Source organism: Micromonospora sp. AP08 (genome assembly GCF_008085935.1).
GTDB classification, from domain to species: domain Bacteria; phylum Actinomycetota; class Actinomycetes; order Mycobacteriales; family Micromonosporaceae; genus Micromonospora; species Micromonospora chersina.
Map to the genome: position 1 here is coordinate 195,366 of NZ_VSEZ01000004.1, position 19,732 is coordinate 215,097.

Below are 19,732 nucleotides of genomic sequence, written 5' to 3' on the forward strand. Positions count from 1 at the left end.
GTCGGGGCGGGGGTATGGGATTGCGGTGGCGATTGTGGAAAAAGTGATCGACGCGCCCTCGCAGCAGGTGTTCGACGTGCTCGCCGACGGGTGGACGTACAGCGACTGGGTGGTGGGCACGGTGCACGTCCGGGCCGTGGACGACACCTGGCCCCGGGTGGGCAGCCGGTTGCACCACAAGGCCGGCCCGTGGCCGTTCTCCCTCGAGGACACCTCGACGGTGCTGGAGTGCGACGCCCCGCGCAAGTTCGTGGTGCGGGCCGGGCTGTGGCCGGCCGGCGAGGCGATCGTGGTGTTCCACCTGGAGCCCCTCGACGGCGGCCGGACCCGGGTCACCATCGGCGAGGACTTCGCCGCCGGTCCGCTGCGCTGGGTGCGGAACAAGCTCAACGACCTCGTGCTGCACCAGCGGAACAAGGAGACGCTGCGCCGGCTCGCCGACATCGCCACCCGACAGAAGGCGGACCGGTGACCCAGCGGGTCGTGATCACCGGGGCCAGCGCGGGCGTCGGGCGCGCGGTGGCCCGGGGGTACGCGGCGCGCGGCGCGCGGCTGGCCCTGCTGGCCCGGGGCGCCGCCGGGCTGGCCGCCGCCGAGCGGGACTGCCGCCGGCTCGGCGCTGCCGAGGTGCGTACCTACCAGGTGGACGTGGCCGACGCCGGCGCGGTGCAGCGTGCCGCCGACGACGTGGCGCACCACTACGGCGGGCTGGACGTCTGGATCAACGACGCCATGGTCTCGGTCTTCGCGCCGGCCTGGGAGATCACCGCGGCCGAGTTCCGCCGGGTCACCGAGGTCAACTACCTGGGCACGGTGCACGGCACGCTGGCCGCGCTGCGCCACATGCGCGCCCACGGTCGCGGCGCGATCGTGCAGGTCGGTTCGGCGCTGGCCTACCGGGGCATCCCCTTGCAGTCGGCGTACTGCGCGAGCAAGCACGCCGTGCAGGGCTTCAACGACTCGATCCGGGCCGAACTGCTGCACGGCTGCCCCGGGGTGAAGCTGTCGATGGTGCAGCTCCCGGCCGTCAACACCCCGCAGTTCTCCTGGGTACGCACCCGGCTGCCCCGCCATCCGCAGCCCGTGCCGCCGATCTTCGCGCCGGAGGTGGCCGCGCGGGCGGTCGTCTGGGCCGCCGACCGCGGACCGCGCGAGCTGAACGTGGGCGGCCCGACCTGGCGGGCTCGGCTGGGCAACGTCCTGTTCCCCGGCCTGCTCGACCGGAAGCTGGCCCGGGACGGTTACGACAGCCAGCAGACCGACACGCCGATCGACCCGGCGACCTGGCGGGACAACCTGGACCGGCCGGGCGACGACGAGCGGGACCGGGGCGCCGAGGGGGTGTTCACCGACCGGGCCCGCCGGCATTCGACGGCACTGTGGGTGAGCGCGCACAAGCCCGCCGTGTCCGCGCTGACGCTCGGCGGGCTGCTGCTGGCCGCCGGCGGGCTGGCCCGCAGGCTACGCTGACCGCCCGCACCGGCGAACGTCCGGAATCCTCCGGCGGGCGTCTGTGCGGACCGCACGGAGAGGACTGGCTACCCTCTCAGGTGAACCTGTCGGCCGACCGAGGATGTCCGTGATGATCGAACCCGTGCAGTTGCCCTCTCCGTGGCGCGACGCACGCCTGACCGTCGTCGTTCCGACCTACAACGAGGCGGGCAACCTCCCGACGGTGGTCGAGCGCCTCCTCGCGCTCCCGCTGCCGGGGTTGAAGGTGCTCGTCGCGGACGACAACTCCCCGGACGGCACCGGGGAGGTCGCCGACAAGCTGGCCATCGAGCACCCGGACCGGGTGCTGGTGGTGCACCGCCCGGGCAAGGAGGGCCTCGGCCGGGCGTACGTGGACGGCATCGGGCGGGCGCTGGACGACGGGGCCGACTACGTCGCGCAGATGGACGCCGACCTGTCCCACCCGCCGGAGGCGCTGCCCGGCATGCTGGGCGCGCTGCTCTCCACCCAGGCCGGCGTGGTCATCGGCTCGCGCTACGTGCCCGGCGGCGAGCTGGACGAGAACTGGCCGCTCTACCGGCGCGCGCTCAGCGGCTGGGCCAACCTCTACGTGCACACCCTGCTGCGGGTGCGGATCCGCGACCTGACCGCCGGGTTCAAGATCTGGCGGGCCGACGCGCTGCGCGACATCGGCCTCCAGCGGGTGCAGTCCAACGGCTACAGCTTCCAGGTGGAGATGCACTACCTGGCCACCAAGCTGGGCCACACGATCCTGGAGGTGCCGATCCGCTTCGAGGAGCGCCGCGAGGGTGCCTCGAAGATGACGACCGCCACCAAGATCGAGAGTGCGCTCATGCCGTTCAAGCTGCGCACCCGGCACCGCAACCTGGACAGCTGACCCGCAGGCGCCTTCCACACGGACACCGGCCTCACGCCGCGTCATGACGACGCAGCGTGAGGCCTTTCCGTCGGCCGGCCACGGCCCCGCACCCGCTTTGCTCTGCACCCATCACCGCAACACCCGCCTCACCTGCGCGGCGCGAAGCGGCCCGGCCGCGGCGGCGGCGCGAGCCGGACACGGTGCGTGACCGCTGCGTATGCGGCTGCAGAGCAAAGGCAGTCGGAGAGGGATGCCGGCCGGCGTTGCCGGTCACCGGCAGTGACCGAGGCCTCGGGTCGTCGCGTCGGGCCGGCGGACGCGCGCGGCGCACGCCGCCCGAACCATCGGGGGTCGGTGGTTGGCGGCCGGAGGCGAAAGCCGCGCCCACCCGCACGCTCGGGTCAGCGGTAGACGGTGCGGTGCGCGGCGCCGATGACGCCCGCGTAGAGGCCGCCGGTGAGCAGGCGGTCGCGGGCCAGGGCGGCCCGGGCCGCGTTCGCGCCGGGCGCGCCGTGGACCCCGCCGCCGGGGTGCGCCGAGGCGCTGGCCAGGAAGAGCCGGTCCACCGGGGTGTCCGCGCGGCCCAGGCCGGGGATCGGCCGCAGGAAGAGCTGCTGGTACGCGGCCGCGGTGCCTCCACCCAGCGCGCCGCCGACCAGGCTCGGCTCGGCGTCCTCCAGGTCGGCCGGGCCGGCCACGTGCCGCCCGACGATCAGCGAGCGGAAGCCCGGGGCGGCCTCCTCCAGCACCTCCTCCATCCGCTCCACGTGCCCGGCGACCTCCTCGGCCCGCCAGTCCCGCCGGAAGGGCAGGTGGGTGTACGACCAGAGCGACTCGGTGCCCGGCGGTGAGTGGCTGGGGTCGGCCACCGACATCTGCCCCACCAGCAGGAAGGGGTCCCGGGGCAGCTCGCCGCGGGCCAGCGCCCCCGCGTACGCGGTGAGCCCGTCCAGGTCGGCGCCGAGGTGCACGGTGCCGGCGCCGGCCACCGCCCGGTTCTTCCACGGCACCGGCGCCGACAGCGCCCAGTCCACCTTGAGCGTCGAGCCGTCCCACTTGAAGTGCGCGAGGTCCTCGACCAGCCGGGGCGGCAGCGCCGCCGCGCCGACCAGGTCCAGGTAGAGCGCCGGGGCGGGAACGTCGGCGAGCACCGCCCGGCGGGCCCGCCAGTCGGCGCCCCCGGCGGTACGCACGCCCATGGCCCGGCCGCGGGCGGTGAGCACCCGGTCGACGCGGGCGCCGTACTCGATCCGGCCGCCCCGCTCGACCAGCCGGGCCACCAGCGCGTCGGTGATCCGCTGCGCGCCGCCGACCGGCACCGGCCAGCCGACCTGCTGGCCGAGCATGGCCAGCAGCCAGCCGTACACCCCGGAGCCGGCCTCCTCGGGCGACAGGTCGGTGTGCAGGGCGCAGCCGGCCAGCAGCGCCGGACCGCCGTCGCCGGCGAAGAGTTCGTCGCCGAGCTTGCGTACCGGCACCACGAGCCGGCGGGCCAGCCGCAGCGCGCCGGAGACCTTCAGCCGGCGCAGCAGGGTGAGCCCACCGCGTACCGGCGGGAACGGGCTCGTGATGATGCCGAGCATCGGCTCGGCCACCTGGAGCCAGTCCCCGTACGCGTGCCGCCAGCGGTCGCCGTCGCCGGGGGCGAACGTCTCCAGCGAGGCCGCCGTGACGTCGAGGTCCCGGTTGACCACGGCCGCGCGGCCGTCCGGAAGCAGGTGGGCCAGCACGTCCGGGGAGTGGGTCCAGGACAGCCCGTGCCGCTCCAGGCCCAGGCCGCGCAGCACCGGCGAGGCGTATCCGAGGGGGTAGAAGGAGCTGTAGAGGTCGCTGAGGTAGCCGGGGGCGGTCACCTCGGCGGACCGCACCGCCCCGCCGGGCACCTGCGTGGCCTCCAGCACCAGCACGTCCCAGCCCGCGTCGGCCAACAGGTTCGCGGCCACCAGCCCGTTGTGGCCGGCGCCGATGACGACGGCGTCCGCGGTCGAAATCATCCGATCCGCCTACCCGGCCGGTTACCGGGCGAAACGCGTTTGCCTCGCCGGGGTCGGGGCATCCACTGCCGCATGTACACGGTTGCGCAGCTCATAGGTGGAGTCTGGGGTGCCGGTGGCGAGGGGGGCGAGCTGGTCGTACACGATCCGGCCGACGGCTCCCCGGTGGCCACCGTGCCGGTGGCGACGGCGGACGAGGTGGCCAAGGCGGTCGAGGCCGCCCGCGGCGTGGCGGCGGAGTGGGCGGCGACGGCCCCGGCAGAGCGGGCAACGGCGCTGCACCGCGCGGCCGACGCGGTCGAGGCCGCCGCCGAGGAGCTGGCGCAGGCCACCACGGCGGAGATGGGCAAGCCCCTGGACGACGCACGCGGTGGCGTGGCGGCGGGCATCGGCACACTGCGACAGTACGCCGAACTCGGCCCGGTGCGGGGCGGGCGGACCCTGCACGGCGCTCCCTCGGCGCTGGACTTCATGGCCCCCGAGCCACGCGGGGTCGTCGCCGCGATCACCCCCTGGAACGACCCGGTGGCGGTGTCCTGCGGTCTGCTCGGCGCGGCCCTGGTCACCGGCAACGTGGTGCTGTACAAGCCGAGCGAGCGCACCCCGGCGACCGGCTGGCTGCTGGCCCGGGCCCTGGACCAGGCGCTGCCGGCCGGCGTGCTGTCGCTGCTCACCGGTGGCGCCGAGGTGGGCGCGGCGCTGGCCGGCCAGGACGTGGACGTGGTGGCCCACGTCGGCTCCACCGCCACCGGCCGGGCCATCGCCACCGCCGGCGCCCGCACCGGCGCGAAGGTGTTGCTGGAGAACGGCGGCAGCGACCCCCTCGTCGTGGACGCGGACGTGGATCCGGTCTGGGCGGCCGAGCAGGCGGCGCTGGGCTGCTTCGCCAACGCCGGGCAGGTCTGCGTCGCGGTGGAGCGGATCTACGTGCACCGGGACGTGGCCGAGGACTTCGTCGACGCGCTGGTGGAGCGGGCCGAGGCGCTCGTCGTGGGCCCCGGCCGGGACCCGGGGACCCAGCTCGGGCCGCTGGTCGACCGGCGGCACCGGGACCACGTGCACGGGCAGGTCACCGCGGCGGTGGCCGAGGGGGCGCGGGTGCGCACCGGCGGCGCGGTGCCGGACGGGCCGGGCGCGTTCTACCCGGCGACGGTGGTCAGCGACTGCCGGCACGAGATGGTGCTGGTCCGTGAGGAGACGTTCGGCCCGGTCGCCCCGGTGGTCGTGGTCGACTCGTTCAGCGAGGGCCTGCGCTGCGCGGCGGACTCCCCGTACGGGCTGGCCGCCACGGTGCTGACCGGCTCGATGAGCCACGCCCACCGGGCCTGGCGGGAACTGCCGGTGGGCACCGTCAAGGTCAACGCGGTGTTCGGGGGCGCGCCGGGCGGCGCCGCGCAGCCGCGCCGCGGCAGCGGCCAGGGCTTCGGGTACGGCCCGGAGCTGCTGGACGAGTTCAGCACGGTGAAGGCGGTGCACATCGAGGCCCCGGGCGGCGGCCACTGGTGAACGGGACGACGGGAGCCCGGGACCTGCGCGGTCCCGGGCTCCCGTGTCGTCGCGGGCCGGTCAGCGGCCGCCGCGCGCCTCGCGGGTGGCCTTGTCGTTCGCCTTCTCGATCGCCTTGACCAGTTCCGGCTTGGTCATCCGGGACCGGCCCGGCACGTCGAGCTTCTTGGCCACCTCCATGAGGTGTTCCTTCTTCGCGTTGGCGTCCACCCCGGCGGCCGTGGGGGCCCGCCGGGCGGGGCCGCCGCCGGCCGCCTGCCGGTCGCTCGGGCCCTTGCGCCCCTTCGGCTCCCAGTGGTCGCCGACCTTCTCGAACTCGTGCTTCACGGCGGCGAAGGCGGTGCGGTGCGCCCGCTCCCCCTCGCCGTACGTCTCGACCGCCGAGTCGTGCGTCTTCTCCCAGGTCCGCTGCGCCTTCGCCGGGGAGCGTCGCAGCGTGCTGGGCAGTACCTCGCGCCCGGGCATCTCGTCCTCCTCCGTCTGCGTCGATCCGATATCCGTTCCCGCTGGCCCGGAGGGCAAACCGGTAGCGGGTTTGTCGATTTCCGTCATGGGGTACCGCCGGGCCACGTGCCGGAGGTGCGCCCGGCGCGCGGAGGAGGCGGTCATGGCGGCGACGACGGATGCGGCGGCCGGCGGCCGGCAGCGGGCCCGGATCCCCCGGCGGGTACGCCAGTTGAGCTGGGCCACCTGGCGCGGGGTGCTGGTCCGCGCCGGGCGCAACTTCGTGAAGGACAACTGCGCCGACTGGGCCGCCGCGCTCACCTACTACGGGGTGCTGGCGCTCTTCCCCTCGACCATCGTGGTGGTCGCCCTGGTCGGGCTGGTCTCCGACGGGCCGCGCACGGTGGACACCGTGATCGACCTGGCCCGGGAGATCGGCGCCGGTTCGGTGGTCGGCAACGACGCCTTCGTCACCGTGGTGCGCAACGTGGTGGAGCAGCAGGGCTCGGCGAAGGTGCTGCTGAGCTTCGGTCTGCTCGGCGCGCTCTGGTCGGCGTCCGGGTTCATCGGCGCGTTCACCCGGGCCTCCAACGCGATCTACGGCGTCGAGGAGGGGCGGCCGTTCTACCGGCTGCGGCCCGTGCAGATCGGGCTCGCCGGGGTGTCGCTGGTGCTGCTCGCCGTGGTGGCCCTGGGGCTGATCGTGAGCGGCCCGGTCACCGACTTCGTGGGCGACCGCCTGCACGCCGGCGGGCTGACCCGCCAGGTGTGGACGGTGGCGAAGTGGCCGCTGCTCGCGCTGGTGGCCATGACGCTGCTGTCGCTGCTGTTCTGGATCGCCCCGAACGTCCGGCAGCCCCGGTTCCGTTGGCTCACCCCGGGCGGGGCCCTGGCCCTGCTGGCCTGGGTGGTCGCCTCCTTCGGCTTCGGCCTCTACGTCGCCAACTTCGGCTCGTACGACGTGACCTACGGCAGCCTGGGGGCGGTCATCGCCTTCCTGGTGTGGCTGTACCTGTCGAACTGCGCGCTCATGCTGGGCGTGCAGGTCAACGCGGAACTCCAGCGGGGCCGGATGATCCAGGCCGGCGTGGCGCATCCGGACGAGCCGGTGCTGGCGCCCCGCGCCCCGGCCGACTCCTGACCGGGATTCGTCCCGTTTCCGGGGCCGATGACCGGCTCGACCGGCGGCCGTCGGTTTACCGGCGGCCCCCTCGGGCATGTCTGTCGGCATGGAACGAGTCAGCAGCAAGCACTCGCCCAGGGTTGACGACAACATGGCTCAGGACGTGAGCGGCCTGGTCCAGGGGCCGGGAGCCGCGGGCTCCCGCGTCGAGGAGTCCCGCCAGCCGGAGCCGGCCGGCGAGGACCAGCCGGAGCCGAAGACGGTCACGGCCGGTGCCAGCCGCGGCGGCAACCCGCAGGGAATGAGCATGGACGACGTCGAGGCGCGCAGTCGACTCGGCCGGTTCATCACCATGAGCGCCCTGCCCGGCGACCGCGACACGCTGGTGGCCAACGCCCGGGAGAACCAGGCGCCCGACGACATCATCACCGCCCTGGAAGGACTGCCCGAGGGCACCCGCTACCAGACGGTTTCCGAGGTGTGGGCCGCGCTCGGGCACAAGAACGAGACGACGCGCTGGTGAGCGGACCGCCCCACGGCCCGTGAACAGAAACCGGCGGGACAGGAGGACGACAGACATGAGCGGCGTTATGGAACACGTGGACGTGGCCGTCCCGATCCGCACCGCCTACGACCAGTGGACGCAGTTCGAGGAGTTCCCGCACTTCATGGAGGGTGTCCAGGAGGTCCGGCAGCTCTCCGACACGATGACCCACTGGACGGTGGAGATCGCCGGCGTGAAGCGCGAGTTCGACGCCGAGATCACCGAGCAGTTGCCCGACGAGCGGGTGGCGTGGCGCTCCACCGAGGGCACCCAGCAGGCCGGTGTGGTGACCTTCCACCGCCTGGACGAGGGAAACACCCGGGTCACCCTCCAGATGGAGTTCGAACCGCACGGCGTGGTCGAGACGGCCGGCGACAAGCTGGGCGTGGTGGACCGCCGCACCAAGGGCGACCTGGCGCGGTTCAAGCAGTTCATCGAGCGGCGCGGTCAGGAGACCGGCGCCTGGCGCGGCACGGTCGACCGGCCGACTCCCTGACCCTTCCCCCCGTACGCGAACCCCGATGGCCGCCGGTGCTCCGGCGGCCATCGCCGGGTCCGGGGGCCGTTTGCGATCATCCGGCCCGGGTACCGCAGGGGAATGACCGACAACGACAGCCACGTGTGGCGCGACGAGGAACGCACTCCCCTGCACGAGCTGGACCGGGCGATCGCCCGGTCGACCCTCGACGGGCAGGCCGACGACGCCACCGGCAACGACGCCGGCGAGGAGGCCGCGTTCGGCCACGGGCCGGAGGCGGTGGACCGCGGCGCCGGCCCGGAGGCCGAGCGGCGGGAGATGACCGACGCGGACCGGGCCTACCGGCCGTCGACGACCGGCCGGACCGGCCCGGACGCGATGTGAGCCCGTTCCCCGGGCCGGCGCGGACGTCGCCCTGGGTGCGACGGTCGGTCAGGACGCCGGGCGGGCGCGGCGGGCGCCGACGGCGTGCAGCGCGACGAGCGTGACGGCGAGCACCACCAGCGTCGGGCCGAGCGCGGCCACCGAGACCCGGGCCAGCAGCACCCCGACCGCGGCCGGCACCAGGGCCGCGCCCAGGCCGGCCGCGCCGATCTGCAGGCCGATGGTCCGGTCCGCGTGGTCGCGGCCCACCCGTTCCGCCGTGGTCAGGGTGAGCAGCGGGAAGACCGGGGCCGCCGCGAAGCCGACCACGAGCAGGCCGGCGACGGTCACCCAGCCCGGCGCGGGCAGCGCCACCAGCACGGCTCCCCCGGCCATGCCGAGCAGGCTGCCGCGCAGCACGCGGGCAGTGCCCAGCCGCTCCGCGACCACCCCCTGCACCACCCTCCCCACGAACAGGCTGCCCCAGTAGCCGGAGACGCAGAGCCCGGCGACCGGGGCGGCAAGCCCCCGACCCTCGGTGAGCAGCAGGAACGCCCAGAGCCCGGTGGACACCTCGATGGCCACGTAGACGGCGAAGGCGGCGCCGCCGAGCCAGACGGCCGGCAGCCGCAGCGTCGCGCCCACCGAGCTCCGACGCGCGGGCGCGGCCACGGCGGGCCCGCCGGGCACCACCTGCGGGGCGATCGGGTCGGGCGGCAGGGTCGCGCCGTCCGGCGGGGCGGCCCGCCAGAGCCGTACGGTGAGCGCGAACGCGGTGGCCAGGGCGAGCTGGGCGGCGGCCACCACGGCGTACCCCCAGCGCCAACTCAGGCCGGCGCCGAGCACCGCGGTCATGATCAGGGGACCGATCGCCACGCCGAGCCCGAAGAACGCGTGCATCCAGTTCATGTGCCGGGGGCCGAAGGCGCCGGCCGCGTACGCGTTGAGCCCGGCGTCGATCGCCCCGGAGCCGAGCCCGAGCACCAGCGCGAAGCCCACCATGACGGCGAGCGCGGGGGTGGACGCGTAGCCGGTCAGGGCGACGCCCGCCAGCAGGGTGCTGCCGGCCAGCAGCCAGCCGACGCCGAGCCGGGCGAGCGTGAACCCGGCGAGCACGCTGGAGGTCAGGTAGGCCACCGTGCCGGCCGTGAGGACGACTCCGACCGCCTCCGTGGGCACGCCCAGGTCCCGCCGGATGGAGGGCCAGCCGACCCCGATGAGGCCGTCGGGCAGGCCGAGGCTCACGAAGGCGAGGTAGGCCAGGAGCAGCAGGGCGGGGCGGGGTGGAGCGGGGGCGCGGGACACGGGGACCCATCCTGCCCGGCCCGCCGGACCGGGTCGGCCCGCGGGTGGCCCGGCCCTCAGCCGAAAGGATAAAAAGTGCAATACGGACGGTCGAGAAAACGGACAGCCCATCCAGAATCGGCCGAACGGCTGACGGCGATACCCCTGTGCCGCGCAAGACTTTCGGGATGCAACAGGGCTCCGGTTTCCTCTCCCAGCGTCAGCGCCGCCTGGCGTGGCTCGGCTTCCTGCTCGCCGCCATCCAGGCGCCCGTCGCGGCCAAGCTGGTCGACGACAGCTCCTGGCTGTTCAGCCTCGTGGTGGCGCTCATGGTGGCGACCGTGATCATCGCCGACGACGGCGTACGCCGCACGGCGCAGGCCCGCTCCTCCGACTGATCAGCCCTCGGCCGGGCGCGCCTCGTGCCCCGGCCGACCCGGACTGCGTCGGCGTTCCTTCATCTCCGCCTCGTAGAGGTGCCGCCGTCCGCCGACCAACTCGTCGCGGGCCTGCCGGTCCAGCTCCCGGAAGAGCGCGTAGTACCCGTCGTCGAAGTCCTCGACGATCTGGAAGGTCCAGCGGCCCGCGATGACGTTGCGGCCGAGCAGGTCCCCCTCGATCCGCTCGGCGAGCCGCGGGTGCCCGGCGGAGCGGAACAGCGACACGGCGTCGTCGAGCATCAGGTCGGCGTGCCCGATCAGCTGGTGCAGCGAGTAGAGGTGGCCGCGGGCCCGCTCGACGCACTCCAGCGCCTCGCTGAGCTTGCCCAGGGCCTCGACCGTGGCGTCACTCACGCCGGCCGGCCGGCGGTGCGCCTGGTCCGGTCCGTCCGCCTGCTGTCCCATTCCGTTCCTCCGCGGGGTCGGCTGCGCGGTCTGCGCGGTTTCCTTTGCCCCCGGACGCGCGGGTCAATCCCCGCGGGCGGGGGCTCGGCATCAGCCGGACGACCCGGGCATCGGCCGGTCGGCCGAGGTCGCCCGGCTCCCGTCGCGGCTAGCCTCGGTCACCATGCGTGTGCCGAACAACCGGGTGGCGACCCGTTCCGCGGCGGTGGCCGCGAGGTCCAGCCTCACCACGCTCACCGCCGTCGTCGGCACCGCCGGCCTCGCGGCGGCCGCCGCCAACCCCGGCCTGCTCGCCGCGGTCGACCAGCACGCCGCCGCCGTCCGCGACAGCCTGCACGGCGACCGCCGCCCGCTGACCGTGGCGGCGCTCGCCGGGTACGCCGAGGGCATGCGCGACGCGGCGCGGGAGCAGGGCTGGCAGCGGCCGGTCGAGCCGGTCGACTGGTCGGAGCCGGACTGGGTGCTCACCCGCCTGCTCGCGGTCTGCCTGCTGACCCGCGCGCTGGACCCCCGCGACCTGGCCTGAGACACGGCGGAGGGTGCCCGCGATCGCCCCGCGGACACCCTCGTCGCCCCTTTTCCCTCAGCCGTTCGGCCGGCGGAACTGCTGGGTCTCGTCGCCCACGTTGCCGGACCGGTACGTGCCCTGCGCGCCGGACATCGACGACTGCGGCATCGCCGGGGTGGGCTGGCCGCCCCGGTCGGCCATCTGCCGCTCGTAGTCGCTGCGACCGGCGCCCTGCGCCTGGCGCTGTTCCTTGATCGCCCGGGACTCCTCGGCGGCCCGGTCGAGCCACCGGTCCCAGCGAGCCTGCATCGGCTTCACCAGACCGCCGCCGACGCCGACCACCAGGATGCCCGCGATCGTTCCGAGGAACGCGATGAGCACCGGCGTGGTGACCGTGGTGGCGATGCCCACCTGGTTCAGCGCGGCGATCACGCCGAGCGCCAGGATGAAGACCGCCGTCAGGTCGGCCAGGACCTTGCCGTACGAGAGCCCGCCGAGCGCGCCCGAGACCAGGTCCCGCACCGCGTTGGCGATGGCCGCGGCGATGACCACGATGACGATCGCCACGAAGGCCCGCGGCAGCCACGAGACCACGCCACGGATCAGGTCACTGATCGCGTTGGGTCCCCACACCCCGAAGGCGAACTGCAGGGTGAACAGCAGGACCGCGTAGTAGGCCAGTTTGGCCAGGATGTCGCTGGCGTCGTATCTCGTGCGTGCGAGCGCGCGTTTGATGCCGCCACGTTCGACGGCCCGGTCGAACCCCACCCGTTCCAGTGCCGCGTCCACGATTTTGAGGACGGCTCGGGCGATGAGCCAACCCACCACGAGGATCGCGATGAACGCGATGGCCCTCGGGATGAAGAGCAGCACCGACCTCCAGAAATCGGTCAGGGCGTCACCGATGTCGGCCTGCCCGACCGCGAGGGTTTTCGGCATGTTGTCCCTCCTGTCGCGTGAACTGCGTCGCCCGCATACCCGGTGGTTTCGGCAGCACGCCGGGCCGACCCGGGGCAATTTCCCGACATGTCCGGCTGAACCGGCCCTGACCTGCCCTAACACCCACGGCCGACACGGGCTGTCGGCCGACGCGGGCGCGTGATCGAAACCTGACCGACAGCCTCCGGTTAGGCTGCGGTCATGCCAGGCACCGTCGGGCGGGTCCCCTCGCCATCAGCCCCCACCCCGGGAGCGCCCGCCGGACGGGACGCCACCGGGTCCGCGGCCGCCGCCGTCCTGGCCCACCCGTGGGCGGACACCCCGCTCGGCGCGCCCGAGAGCTGGGACCCGGCGGTCCGCGCCGTGGTCGACCTGGTGCTGGCCTCGCCGGTGCCGATGGCCCTGCTCTACGGCGAGGACCTGGTCCTGCTCTACAACGACGGCTACGCGGAGCTGATCGGCGAACGGCACCCGGCGGCGCTGGGCCGGCCGGCGGCCGAGGTGTTCGCCGACCTCTGGCACGACCCCGCCGCCGGCGAGGTGGTCACGCGGGTCTACCGGCGGGGCGAGCCCTACCTGGAACGGGAGGCGGTGCTGCCGGTCGACCGGCACGGGGCCGGTCCCGCCGAGCCGGCGGTGTTCACCCGCGGCTACTCCCCCGTCCGCGACTCCACCGGCCGGATCGTCGGCGTGCTCACCGTGGCCGCACAGACCACCCAGGTCACCCAGCAGCTGCAGAGCCTCAGCGACTTCGCGGCCGCGCTCTCCGGCACCCTCACCCTGGACGACGTCGCCCGGGTCACGCTGCGCTACTGCCTGCACTCCTTCGACGGCGACCGGGTCTCCTTCGTGGTCGACGAGGGCTCCGCCTGGCGGATGGTCCGCCGGGTCCGGGGCGAGCTGCTGGACGAGGCCGACGAGCGGCTGCCCCCGCTGTGGCGGCGGATGCCCGCCGACTCGGCGGTCCCGATCGTGGTGACCGCGCGCAGCGGCGTGCCGTCCTTCGTCGCCGACGGCCAGCCGCTGCGGGACACCGCGGCGGACCGGCACGACCAGAAGATCCGGGCGCTCGCCTCGCTGCCGCTGCGCTCGACGGTGATCCGCGGCGCGCTGACCGTCGGCTACCAGGCCGCGCACCCCTGGTCGCCCGCGGAACGGGCCCTGCTCGCCGCCTCGGCGGAGCTGGTCGGCCAGGCCGCCGAGCGGGCCCGCCGCTTCGAGACCCAGCACGGCACCGCCCAGCTGCTGCAACGCAGCATGCTCCCGGAGCAGCTGCCCGACCTGCCCCGGCTGCGGATCGCCGCCCGGTACGATCCCGGCGTCGACGGCAACGCCGCCGGCGGCGACTTCTACGACGCGTTCGTGCTGCCCACCGGCGCGCTCGGCGTGGTGCTCGGCGACGTGGCCGGGCACGACGTGCAGGCCGCCGCCCGGATGGGCCAGGTACGCGCCGCGCTGCGGGCGCTGGCCCTCTCCGACCCCCGGCCGGACGCGGTGCTCGGCGGCCTGGACCGGCTGGTGGCCAGCCTGGGCACCGAGGGCGGCACGAACGAGCTCTTCGTGACGGTGGTGTTCGGGGTGATCGAGGCCGACCGGGAGCGGATCACCCTGGCCAGCGCCGGCCATCCCGCGCCGCTGATCCGGCGGTGCCCGGTCGAGGGCGAGCCGGTCGCCGAGTACGTCGAGGTGCCGCCCGGCCCGCCGCTGGGCCTGGGCTGCCACCCGCCGACGGTGACCGTGCCGTTCCGCCCCGGCGACACCCTGCTGCTGTTCAGCGACGGGGTGGTGGAGCGGCGCTGGCAGGACCTGGGCGCCGGCCTGGCGGGCCTGGGCGCGGCGGTGACCGCCGCGAGCAGCGGCGACCCGCGGGCGCTCTGCGCGGTGGCGAGCGCGGCCGTGCCGGGCGCCACCGAGGACGACGTGGCCGTGCTGGCCGTCGAGCACGCGGTCAAGCCGAGCCGCTCGGCCAGCATGGAGGTGCCGGCCGAGCCGACCGCGCCGAGCCGGGTCCGGCACTGGATGACCGCCCAGCTCACCGACTGGCAGGTGCCCGAGGGGGTGGTCGGGGCGGCGGTGCTGTGCACCAGCGAGCTGACCACCAACGCCCTGCTGCACGCCGGCACCGCCGCCCGGGTGGAGATCGACCTCAGCGCGGAGCGGCTGCTGGTCTCGGTCGCCGACTCCGGCACCCGGGGGCAGGTGACCCGGACGCAGACCGACACGCTGAGCAGCCGCGGGCGCGGGCTGGGGCTCATCGAGGAGCTGAGCGACGCCTGGGGCACCGACCCCACGGTGCGGGGCTCGACGGTCTGGTTCGAAATCCTCATCCCCGCCGGCTGAGTCACGCGTCGGCGGGGACCCGGCCGGGTAGAAGGGCAGCCATGCCTGACGACAACCGCTGCGGCGTCCTCTTCGACGTGGACGGCACTCTGGTCGACACCACGTACTTGCACACGGTGAGCTGGTGGGAGGCGCTCCGCCAGGGCGACCACCGGGTGCCGATGGCGCGGATCCACCGGGCCATCGGGATGGGTTCGGACAAGCTCCTCGACCACCTGCTCGGCGCGGAGCGGGACCGGGACGCGGACGGCAAGCTGCGCGACACGCACGACGCGCTGTACGCCGAGTACTGGGAGCGGCTGGCGCCGCTGCCCCGGGCCGTGGACCTGCTGCGGGCCTGCGCCGCCCGGGGACTCCGGGTGGTGCTGGCGACCTCGGCGGCCGAGCACGAGGTGGCCGCCCTGCGGGCCGCGCTCGACGCGGACGACGTGATCGACACGGTGACCTCCTCGGCGGACGCGGCGGAGAGCAAGCCGGCGCCGGACATCCTGGAGGCGGCGCTGGCCCAGTCGGGGCTGGCCGCCGAGCGGGTGGTGTTCGTCGGCGACTCGGTGTGGGACGTGGCCGCCGCCGGCAAGCTGGACGTTCCCTGCATCGGCCTCACCTGCGGCGGCACCAGCCGCGGCGAGCTGGCGGGCTCGGGCGCGGTGGCGGTCTACGACGACCCGGCCAGCCTGCTGGACGGGCTCGCTGACAGCGCGATCGCCGCCCTCACCGACCCGACGAGGTCGGTTCGCGCCCCGCGCCGGGCCGGCGACAGGGTGACCGGTCCCACCGGGGAGAAGACGGACGCCGAGGTATAGGCGGGTCCTCCACGGGGCACAGGTGACCACCTGCCCGCGCCGCGGGCGGTGTGAAGGGTGGTGCCGTGGAACCGGTCGATGTCGCGTTCGCCCTGGTGGGCGTCGGTGCGCTGCTGGCGGGGATCCTGCCCCGGGTGCTGGAACGCCGGCCGCTGTCGATGCCGATCGCGTTCCTCGGCCTCGGCATGCTGGTGTTCCTGCTGCCCACCGGGCTGCCCACCCCGGACCCGCTGCGCTGGCCGGAGCTGACCACACACCTCACCGAGATCGGCGTGATCGTCGCGCTGATGGGCGCCGGCCTCAAGATCGACCGGCCGTTGAGCTGGGCCCGCTGGTCGTCGACCTGGCGGCTGCTGGCCGTCGCCATGCCGCTGTGCATCGCCGCGGTGGCGCTGCTCGGCTGGTGGTGGGCCGGCCTGGTGCCGGCCGCCGCGCTGCTGCTGGGCGCCGCGCTCGCGCCGACCGATCCGGTGCTCGCCTCCGACGTGCAGGTGGGCGAGCCGACGGACGTGGAGGACTCGGAGGACGAGGTGCGCTTCGCGCTCACCTCCGAGGCCGGGCTCAACGACGGCCTGGCCTTCCCCTTCGTGTACGCGGCCATCGCGATCGCCACCACCAGCCTCGCCCCGGCGGACTTGCTGGCCCACTGGCTCGCCGTCGACGTGCTCTACAAGCTCGCCGTCGGGGTGGGCGGCGGGCTGCTCGTCGGCTGGCTGCTCGGCAAGCTCTTCTTCCGGGCCCCGAGCGAGCTGCGGCTGGCCCGGCACGCCGAGGGCTTCCTGGCCCTCGCCGCGACCTTCCTGGCGTACGGGCTGGTCGAGGTGGTCGGTGGCTACGGCTTCCTGGCCGTGTTCGTGGCCGCCCGGGCGATCCGGGCCGCCGAGCGCACCCACGAGTTCCACTCCGTGCTGCACGACTTCGCCGAGCAGGTGGAGCGGCTGCTCACCGTGCTGTTGCTGCTGCTCTTCGGGGGCGCGGTGATCGGCGGCCTGCTCGCACCGCTGACCTGGCCGGCGGCCCTGGTCGGGCTCGCCCTGGTCTTCGTGATCCGGCCGCTGGCGGGCTGGCTGTCGCTGCGCGGCGCGCCGGGCCGCCCGGCCGAGCACTGGGTGATCTCGCTGTTCGGCATCCGCGGCGTCGGCTCGTTCTACTACCTGGCGTACGCCACCAGCAAGACGGAGTTCCCGCAGGCCGACCTGGTCTGGGCCACGGTCGGCCTGGTCGTGGTGGTCTCGGTGGTGGTGCACGGGATCGCGGCCACGCCGGTCATGCAGCTGCTGGACCGGGCGGGCGAACGGACCCGGGACGCCTCAGAGCGGGGCCGGGCGGACGAACCCGCCCTGGACGGCGTCCGGGGCTGACCGCGGCGCCGGCACCCGGGCGGCCGGCAGCTCCAGGCGCAGCCGCACGGTGGTCACCCCGGCGGCGACGTGCACGTCCACGAGGTCGCAGAGCCGGTGCACCAGCAGCAGGCCCCGGCCGCGCACGCTGCCCACCGGCGGCGGGATCCGGCCGGCCAGCGGGTCGGTCAGCTCACCGGGGCCGCTCACCTCGCACACCAGCTCGCCCGCGGCCGCCCAGCACCGCGCGACGGCCGGGCCGGTGCCGTGGCTGAGCGCGTTGGAGGCCAGCTCGGTGACGGCGATCCGCAGGTCGTCGACCCGCTCCGGGGCGAGGCCGGCGGCCTCGGCGACGGTGGCGACCGCCGCCCGCAGCGCCGCGAGGCCCTCCGGCCGGACCGGCTCGGTGAGCGCGCCCCCGGGCGGCGGGGGCAGCGGGCGGGCCAGCCGGCGCAGCACCGCCAGGGGTGGCCGGTAGTCGACGCTGGGCCGGGCCACTCCCCCGCTGACCAGCCAGGGATGGGTCCGGGCGACGTCGCCCAACGTGCCGGCCGGCAGCCGGGACCGGTCGAACAGGCAGCGCGCGGTGAGCGGCTGGTCGGCCAGGCCGAGGTTGATGAGCGCCTCGTGCTCGACGCAGTGCCGGTACGCGGCCGGCCGCCGACCGGGCCAGAGCGCCTCGCCGATCACGCGCACGCGGCGGCCGGGGAAGCGGTGCACCAGACTACGCAGCGTGGCGGCGATAATGGTCGCCGGATTCCGCCCGACCTCCGCCATGTCGGTCAGTTCGACGCCGTCGAGCGGGTCGAGCAGCGGCCGCACGAGGCGCAGCCGGTCGGTGGGCACGGCGACCAGCACCGGCTCACCGGCGGCCCGTCCGGCCTCGACGAACTCCTGGACGGCGGCGCGGTAGTCCCGGTCGTCGGCGTAGAACAGCGCGTCGTGGCGCAGCCCACCCTCCGGGAACGGGGACCGGTCAACGCCGGTCGTGCCGCTCCCCGGCCGACCGCCGGCACCGTTCACCACCCGTACGCCTCCGGGACGAAGAATACCCGTGGGTGACGAGCCGCCTGCGCGCAGTGGCACGGGTCAGCCACGGTCCGCGAGGAGCCGGGCGGCCAGGGCACGGCCCAGGTCGCGGCCGGAGCGCCAGGCGCCCTGCACCCGGGGCCGCCCGAACGCGTCGCCGGCCACGCCGATCCCGTCGTCGTCCAGGTGGTAGGAACCGTCGCCGCCGGCGGCCGGCTTCGCGTACCTCCAGCGGTGCACGTGGGTCAGCTCGGCCGGCTCGGGCAGGCCGAGCAGGTCGCGGACGGCCTGTTCGACGGCCGGGCCGGCGGCGGTCGGCTGGAGCAGGTGCCCGGCGGCGAACTCGGGGGTGGTGTGCGCCACCAGCACCGGGGCGCCGTCGCCGCGCCGGTCGCCGTCGTCGCAGACCACGCTGAGCACCGGGTGCCCGTTGACGAACGCGCCCCGGAAGTCGGGCCAGCGGCGGGCCGGGAAGCCCAGCACCGCGGCCAGCGCGGGCGACCAGCGCTGGGCCGTCACCGCCCGGGTGGCCGCCTCCAGCGCGGGGTCGAGCAGCAGGGCGGCCTGCGGGCCGGGCATGGCGAGCACGACCGCCTCGGCGACCCGCCCGTCCACCCGGGGCCCCGGCTCGACCGTCATGACCAGCCGGTCGTGCGTCACCGGCAGGTCACCGGCCAGGTGCTCCACCAGCGAGCGGAGCCCGCGCGGGGCGGCCCACCGGACCGGCCCGGCCACCTCCTCGCGCCCCCGCGGCCCGTAGGAGACCAGCGTGTCGGTCCACTCCCGGGCCAGGCCGGCGGCGCGCCACCGGTCGACCACACCGGCGAAGTCGGGGTCGTCGACGGTGAACCAGGCGGCCCCCAGGTCGGCGGGGCGGCCCTCGAAGCGCTTGCTGGCCATCCGCCCGCCGGTCACCCGGGCCCGTTCCCGGACCTCCACGGGGATGCCGGCCCGGGCCAGCTCGGCGGCGCACGCCACGCCGGCGATGCCGGCGCCGACCACCACCACACCCGCCCGGTCCGCAGCCATGCCGATGATCGTAGGCGGCGGCCGGCATGAAGGCCGGGTGACGGGGGTAGTGGTACACCTGTTCGAAGGAGAGGTGATCACCATGGCCGACCGCAGCAACGGCAGCAAGGACCCCGTGAACCCGGACGCCGCCGTCAAGGATCCGGACGACTGGGTCACCGGCGACGAGCCGCCGACCGCCGCGCAGGAGTCGTACCTGCACACCCTGGCCCGCGAGGCGGGCGAGGAGGTGCCGGAGGGGCTGACCAAGGCCGAGGCGTCCCGCCGGATCGACGAGCTCCAGGCGGAGACCGGCCGGGGCCGGTGAGTCAGCGCGGGGGCAGGCGGTGCAGCTCGACCCGGTCGAGCCGCCCCGCCGCCACCCGCGCGGTCAGGTAGGTGGCGTGCGGCTGGGCCCGCCGGTCGGTGGGTGAGCCGGGGTTGAGCAGCCGCAGGCCGCCCGGAGCCACGCTGTCCCACGGGATGTGGGAGTGCCCGAAGACCAGCAGGTCGCAGTCCCCGAAGGCGGCGGCGCAGCGCTCCTCCCGGCGGGTCTTCGGCCCGGTCTCGTGCACCACGGCCACCCGCAGCCCGTCCAGCTCGACCCGCGCCACCTCCGGCAGCCGGGCGCGCAGCGGCGGCCCGTCGTTGTTGCCGTACACCCCGACCAGCCGGCGGGACCGCGCCGTCAGGGCGTCCAGCAGGGCCACGTCCACCCAGTCGCCGGCGTGCACCACCACGTCGGCGGCCTCGACCGCCGCCCAGAGCGGCGCCGGCAGGTCACGCGCCCGCTTCGGGACGTGAGTGTCGGCCATGACGACCAGCTCCATCCCCCGATCCTGCCCGCCGCCG

General features: G+C 75.1%; 22 protein-coding genes. 14 read left to right on the forward strand and 8 right to left on the reverse strand.

The window, feature by feature from the left end; all coding sequences use genetic code 11:
- The first annotated feature begins 43 nt into the window (after positions 1-43).
- The 3 genes from FXF50_RS09360 to FXF50_RS09370 all read left to right on the forward strand — a co-directional run bounded on the left by FXF50_RS09360 (position 44) and on the right by FXF50_RS09370 (position 2,350).
- Positions 44-472 (forward strand): SRPBCC family protein, encoded by a 429-nt coding sequence (locus FXF50_RS09360; protein WP_370464089.1) that lies wholly within the window; start codon positions 44-46, stop codon positions 470-472.
- Positions 469-1,470 (forward strand): SDR family oxidoreductase, encoded by a 1,002-nt coding sequence (locus tag FXF50_RS09365; RefSeq protein ID WP_148426827.1) that lies wholly within the window; start codon positions 469-471, stop codon positions 1,468-1,470. Before FXF50_RS09360 ends, FXF50_RS09365 begins: the two co-directional genes overlap by 4 nt.
- Positions 1,471-1,582: 112 nt before the next feature.
- On the forward strand, positions 1,583-2,350 hold the full coding sequence (locus FXF50_RS09370) for a polyprenol monophosphomannose synthase (protein ID WP_148426828.1): 768 nt from the start codon (positions 1,583-1,585) through the stop codon (positions 2,348-2,350).
- Between the two features lie 383 nt (positions 2,351-2,733).
- Here the strand turns inward: FXF50_RS09370 and FXF50_RS09375 are convergent, their stop codons facing one another.
- Entirely contained in the window at positions 2,734-4,326 is a 1,593-nt protein-coding gene (locus FXF50_RS09375; protein WP_148426829.1) for an NAD(P)/FAD-dependent oxidoreductase, read from the reverse strand.
- Positions 4,327-4,398: 72 nt separating this feature from the next.
- Between FXF50_RS09375 and FXF50_RS09380 the strand changes: the two genes are divergently transcribed.
- Entirely contained in the window at positions 4,399-5,832 is a 1,434-nt protein-coding gene (locus FXF50_RS09380; protein WP_148426830.1) for an aldehyde dehydrogenase, read from the forward strand.
- 60 nt (positions 5,833-5,892) lie between these two features.
- On the opposite strand, the gene FXF50_RS09385 is transcribed toward FXF50_RS09380, so the two are convergent.
- Entirely contained in the window at positions 5,893-6,297 is a 405-nt protein-coding gene (locus FXF50_RS09385) for a ChaB family protein (protein WP_091310160.1), read from the reverse strand.
- A gap of 142 nt (positions 6,298-6,439) precedes the next feature.
- Between FXF50_RS09385 and FXF50_RS09390 the strand changes: the two genes are divergently transcribed.
- The 4 genes from FXF50_RS09390 (at position 6,440) to FXF50_RS09405 (ending at position 8,805) form a co-directional block, all read left to right on the forward strand.
- Positions 6,440-7,417, forward strand: coding sequence for a YihY/virulence factor BrkB family protein (locus FXF50_RS09390; RefSeq protein WP_148426831.1), 978 nt, complete (start codon positions 6,440-6,442; stop codon positions 7,415-7,417).
- A gap of 88 nt (positions 7,418-7,505) precedes the next feature.
- Positions 7,506-7,922: a DUF2795 domain-containing protein gene (locus FXF50_RS09395; protein ID WP_148426832.1), complete on the forward strand. Its 417-nt coding sequence runs from the start codon at positions 7,506-7,508 to the stop codon at positions 7,920-7,922.
- Between the two features lie 55 nt (positions 7,923-7,977).
- Entirely contained in the window at positions 7,978-8,439 is a 462-nt protein-coding gene (locus FXF50_RS09400; RefSeq protein ID WP_148426833.1) for an SRPBCC family protein, read from the forward strand.
- A 102-nt stretch (positions 8,440-8,541) separates the two neighbouring features.
- Positions 8,542-8,805: a hypothetical protein gene (locus FXF50_RS09405; protein WP_148426834.1), complete on the forward strand. Its 264-nt coding sequence runs from the start codon at positions 8,542-8,544 to the stop codon at positions 8,803-8,805.
- A gap of 48 nt (positions 8,806-8,853) precedes the next feature.
- On the opposite strand, the gene FXF50_RS09410 is transcribed toward FXF50_RS09405, so the two are convergent.
- On the reverse strand, positions 8,854-10,089 hold the full coding sequence (locus FXF50_RS09410; RefSeq protein ID WP_222866043.1) for a sugar MFS transporter: 1,236 nt from the start codon (positions 10,087-10,089) through the stop codon (positions 8,854-8,856).
- A gap of 167 nt (positions 10,090-10,256) precedes the next feature.
- Between FXF50_RS09410 and FXF50_RS09415 the strand changes: the two genes are divergently transcribed.
- Positions 10,257-10,466 (forward strand): hypothetical protein, encoded by a 210-nt coding sequence (locus FXF50_RS09415; RefSeq protein WP_091263536.1) that lies wholly within the window; start codon positions 10,257-10,259, stop codon positions 10,464-10,466.
- Here FXF50_RS09415 and FXF50_RS09420 read toward each other — a convergent pair whose 3' ends face one another.
- Positions 10,467-10,913 (reverse strand): hypothetical protein, encoded by a 447-nt coding sequence (locus tag FXF50_RS09420; RefSeq protein ID WP_148426836.1) that lies wholly within the window; start codon positions 10,911-10,913, stop codon positions 10,467-10,469.
- 163 nt (positions 10,914-11,076) lie between these two features.
- On the opposite strand from FXF50_RS09420, the gene FXF50_RS09425 reads away from it, so the two are divergent.
- Positions 11,077-11,439, forward strand: coding sequence for a DUF6401 family natural product biosynthesis protein (locus FXF50_RS09425; protein WP_148426837.1), 363 nt, complete (start codon positions 11,077-11,079; stop codon positions 11,437-11,439).
- Positions 11,440-11,496: 57 nt separating this feature from the next.
- Here FXF50_RS09425 and FXF50_RS09430 read toward each other — a convergent pair whose 3' ends face one another.
- On the reverse strand, positions 11,497-12,360 hold the full coding sequence (locus FXF50_RS09430; protein ID WP_148426838.1) for a hypothetical protein: 864 nt from the start codon (positions 12,358-12,360) through the stop codon (positions 11,497-11,499).
- A 201-nt stretch (positions 12,361-12,561) separates the two neighbouring features.
- Here FXF50_RS09430 and FXF50_RS09435 point away from each other — a divergent pair, with 201 nt between their 5' ends.
- From FXF50_RS09435 to FXF50_RS09445, 3 genes are all read left to right on the forward strand, one after another.
- Positions 12,562-14,700, forward strand: a complete 2,139-nt coding sequence (locus FXF50_RS09435) for a SpoIIE family protein phosphatase (protein WP_148426839.1) — start codon at positions 12,562-12,564, stop codon at positions 14,698-14,700.
- 41 nt (positions 14,701-14,741) lie between these two features.
- On the forward strand, positions 14,742-15,503 hold the full coding sequence (locus FXF50_RS09440; RefSeq protein WP_148426840.1) for an HAD family hydrolase: 762 nt from the start codon (positions 14,742-14,744) through the stop codon (positions 15,501-15,503).
- Positions 15,504-15,568: 65 nt separating this feature from the next.
- A complete protein-coding gene (locus tag FXF50_RS09445) occupies positions 15,569-16,864 on the forward strand; it encodes a sodium:proton antiporter (RefSeq protein ID WP_148426841.1) in 1,296 nt (431 codons plus the stop codon).
- Here FXF50_RS09445 and FXF50_RS09450 read toward each other — a convergent pair.
- Together FXF50_RS09450 and FXF50_RS09455 are read right to left on the reverse strand one after the other, a co-directional pair.
- Complete coding sequence (locus FXF50_RS09450; protein ID WP_187399593.1) at positions 16,814-17,869, reverse strand: sensor histidine kinase; 1,056 nt, start codon at positions 17,867-17,869, stop codon at positions 16,814-16,816. The genes FXF50_RS09445 and FXF50_RS09450 overlap by 51 nt on opposite strands.
- 63 nt (positions 17,870-17,932) lie before the next feature.
- On the reverse strand, positions 17,933-18,880 hold the full coding sequence (locus FXF50_RS09455) for an NAD(P)/FAD-dependent oxidoreductase (RefSeq protein WP_370464093.1): 948 nt from the start codon (positions 18,878-18,880) through the stop codon (positions 17,933-17,935).
- A gap of 58 nt (positions 18,881-18,938) precedes the next feature.
- Here FXF50_RS09455 and FXF50_RS09460 point away from each other — a divergent pair, with 58 nt between their 5' ends.
- Positions 18,939-19,208, forward strand: coding sequence for a DUF3072 domain-containing protein (locus FXF50_RS09460; RefSeq protein ID WP_255509959.1), 270 nt, complete (start codon positions 18,939-18,941; stop codon positions 19,206-19,208).
- 1 nt (position 19,209) lies between these two features.
- Here the strand turns inward: FXF50_RS09460 and FXF50_RS09465 are convergent, their stop codons facing one another.
- A complete protein-coding gene (locus tag FXF50_RS09465) occupies positions 19,210-19,710 on the reverse strand; it encodes a metallophosphoesterase (protein WP_148426844.1) in 501 nt (166 codons plus the stop codon).
- Between the last annotated feature and the right edge of the window lie 22 nt (positions 19,711-19,732).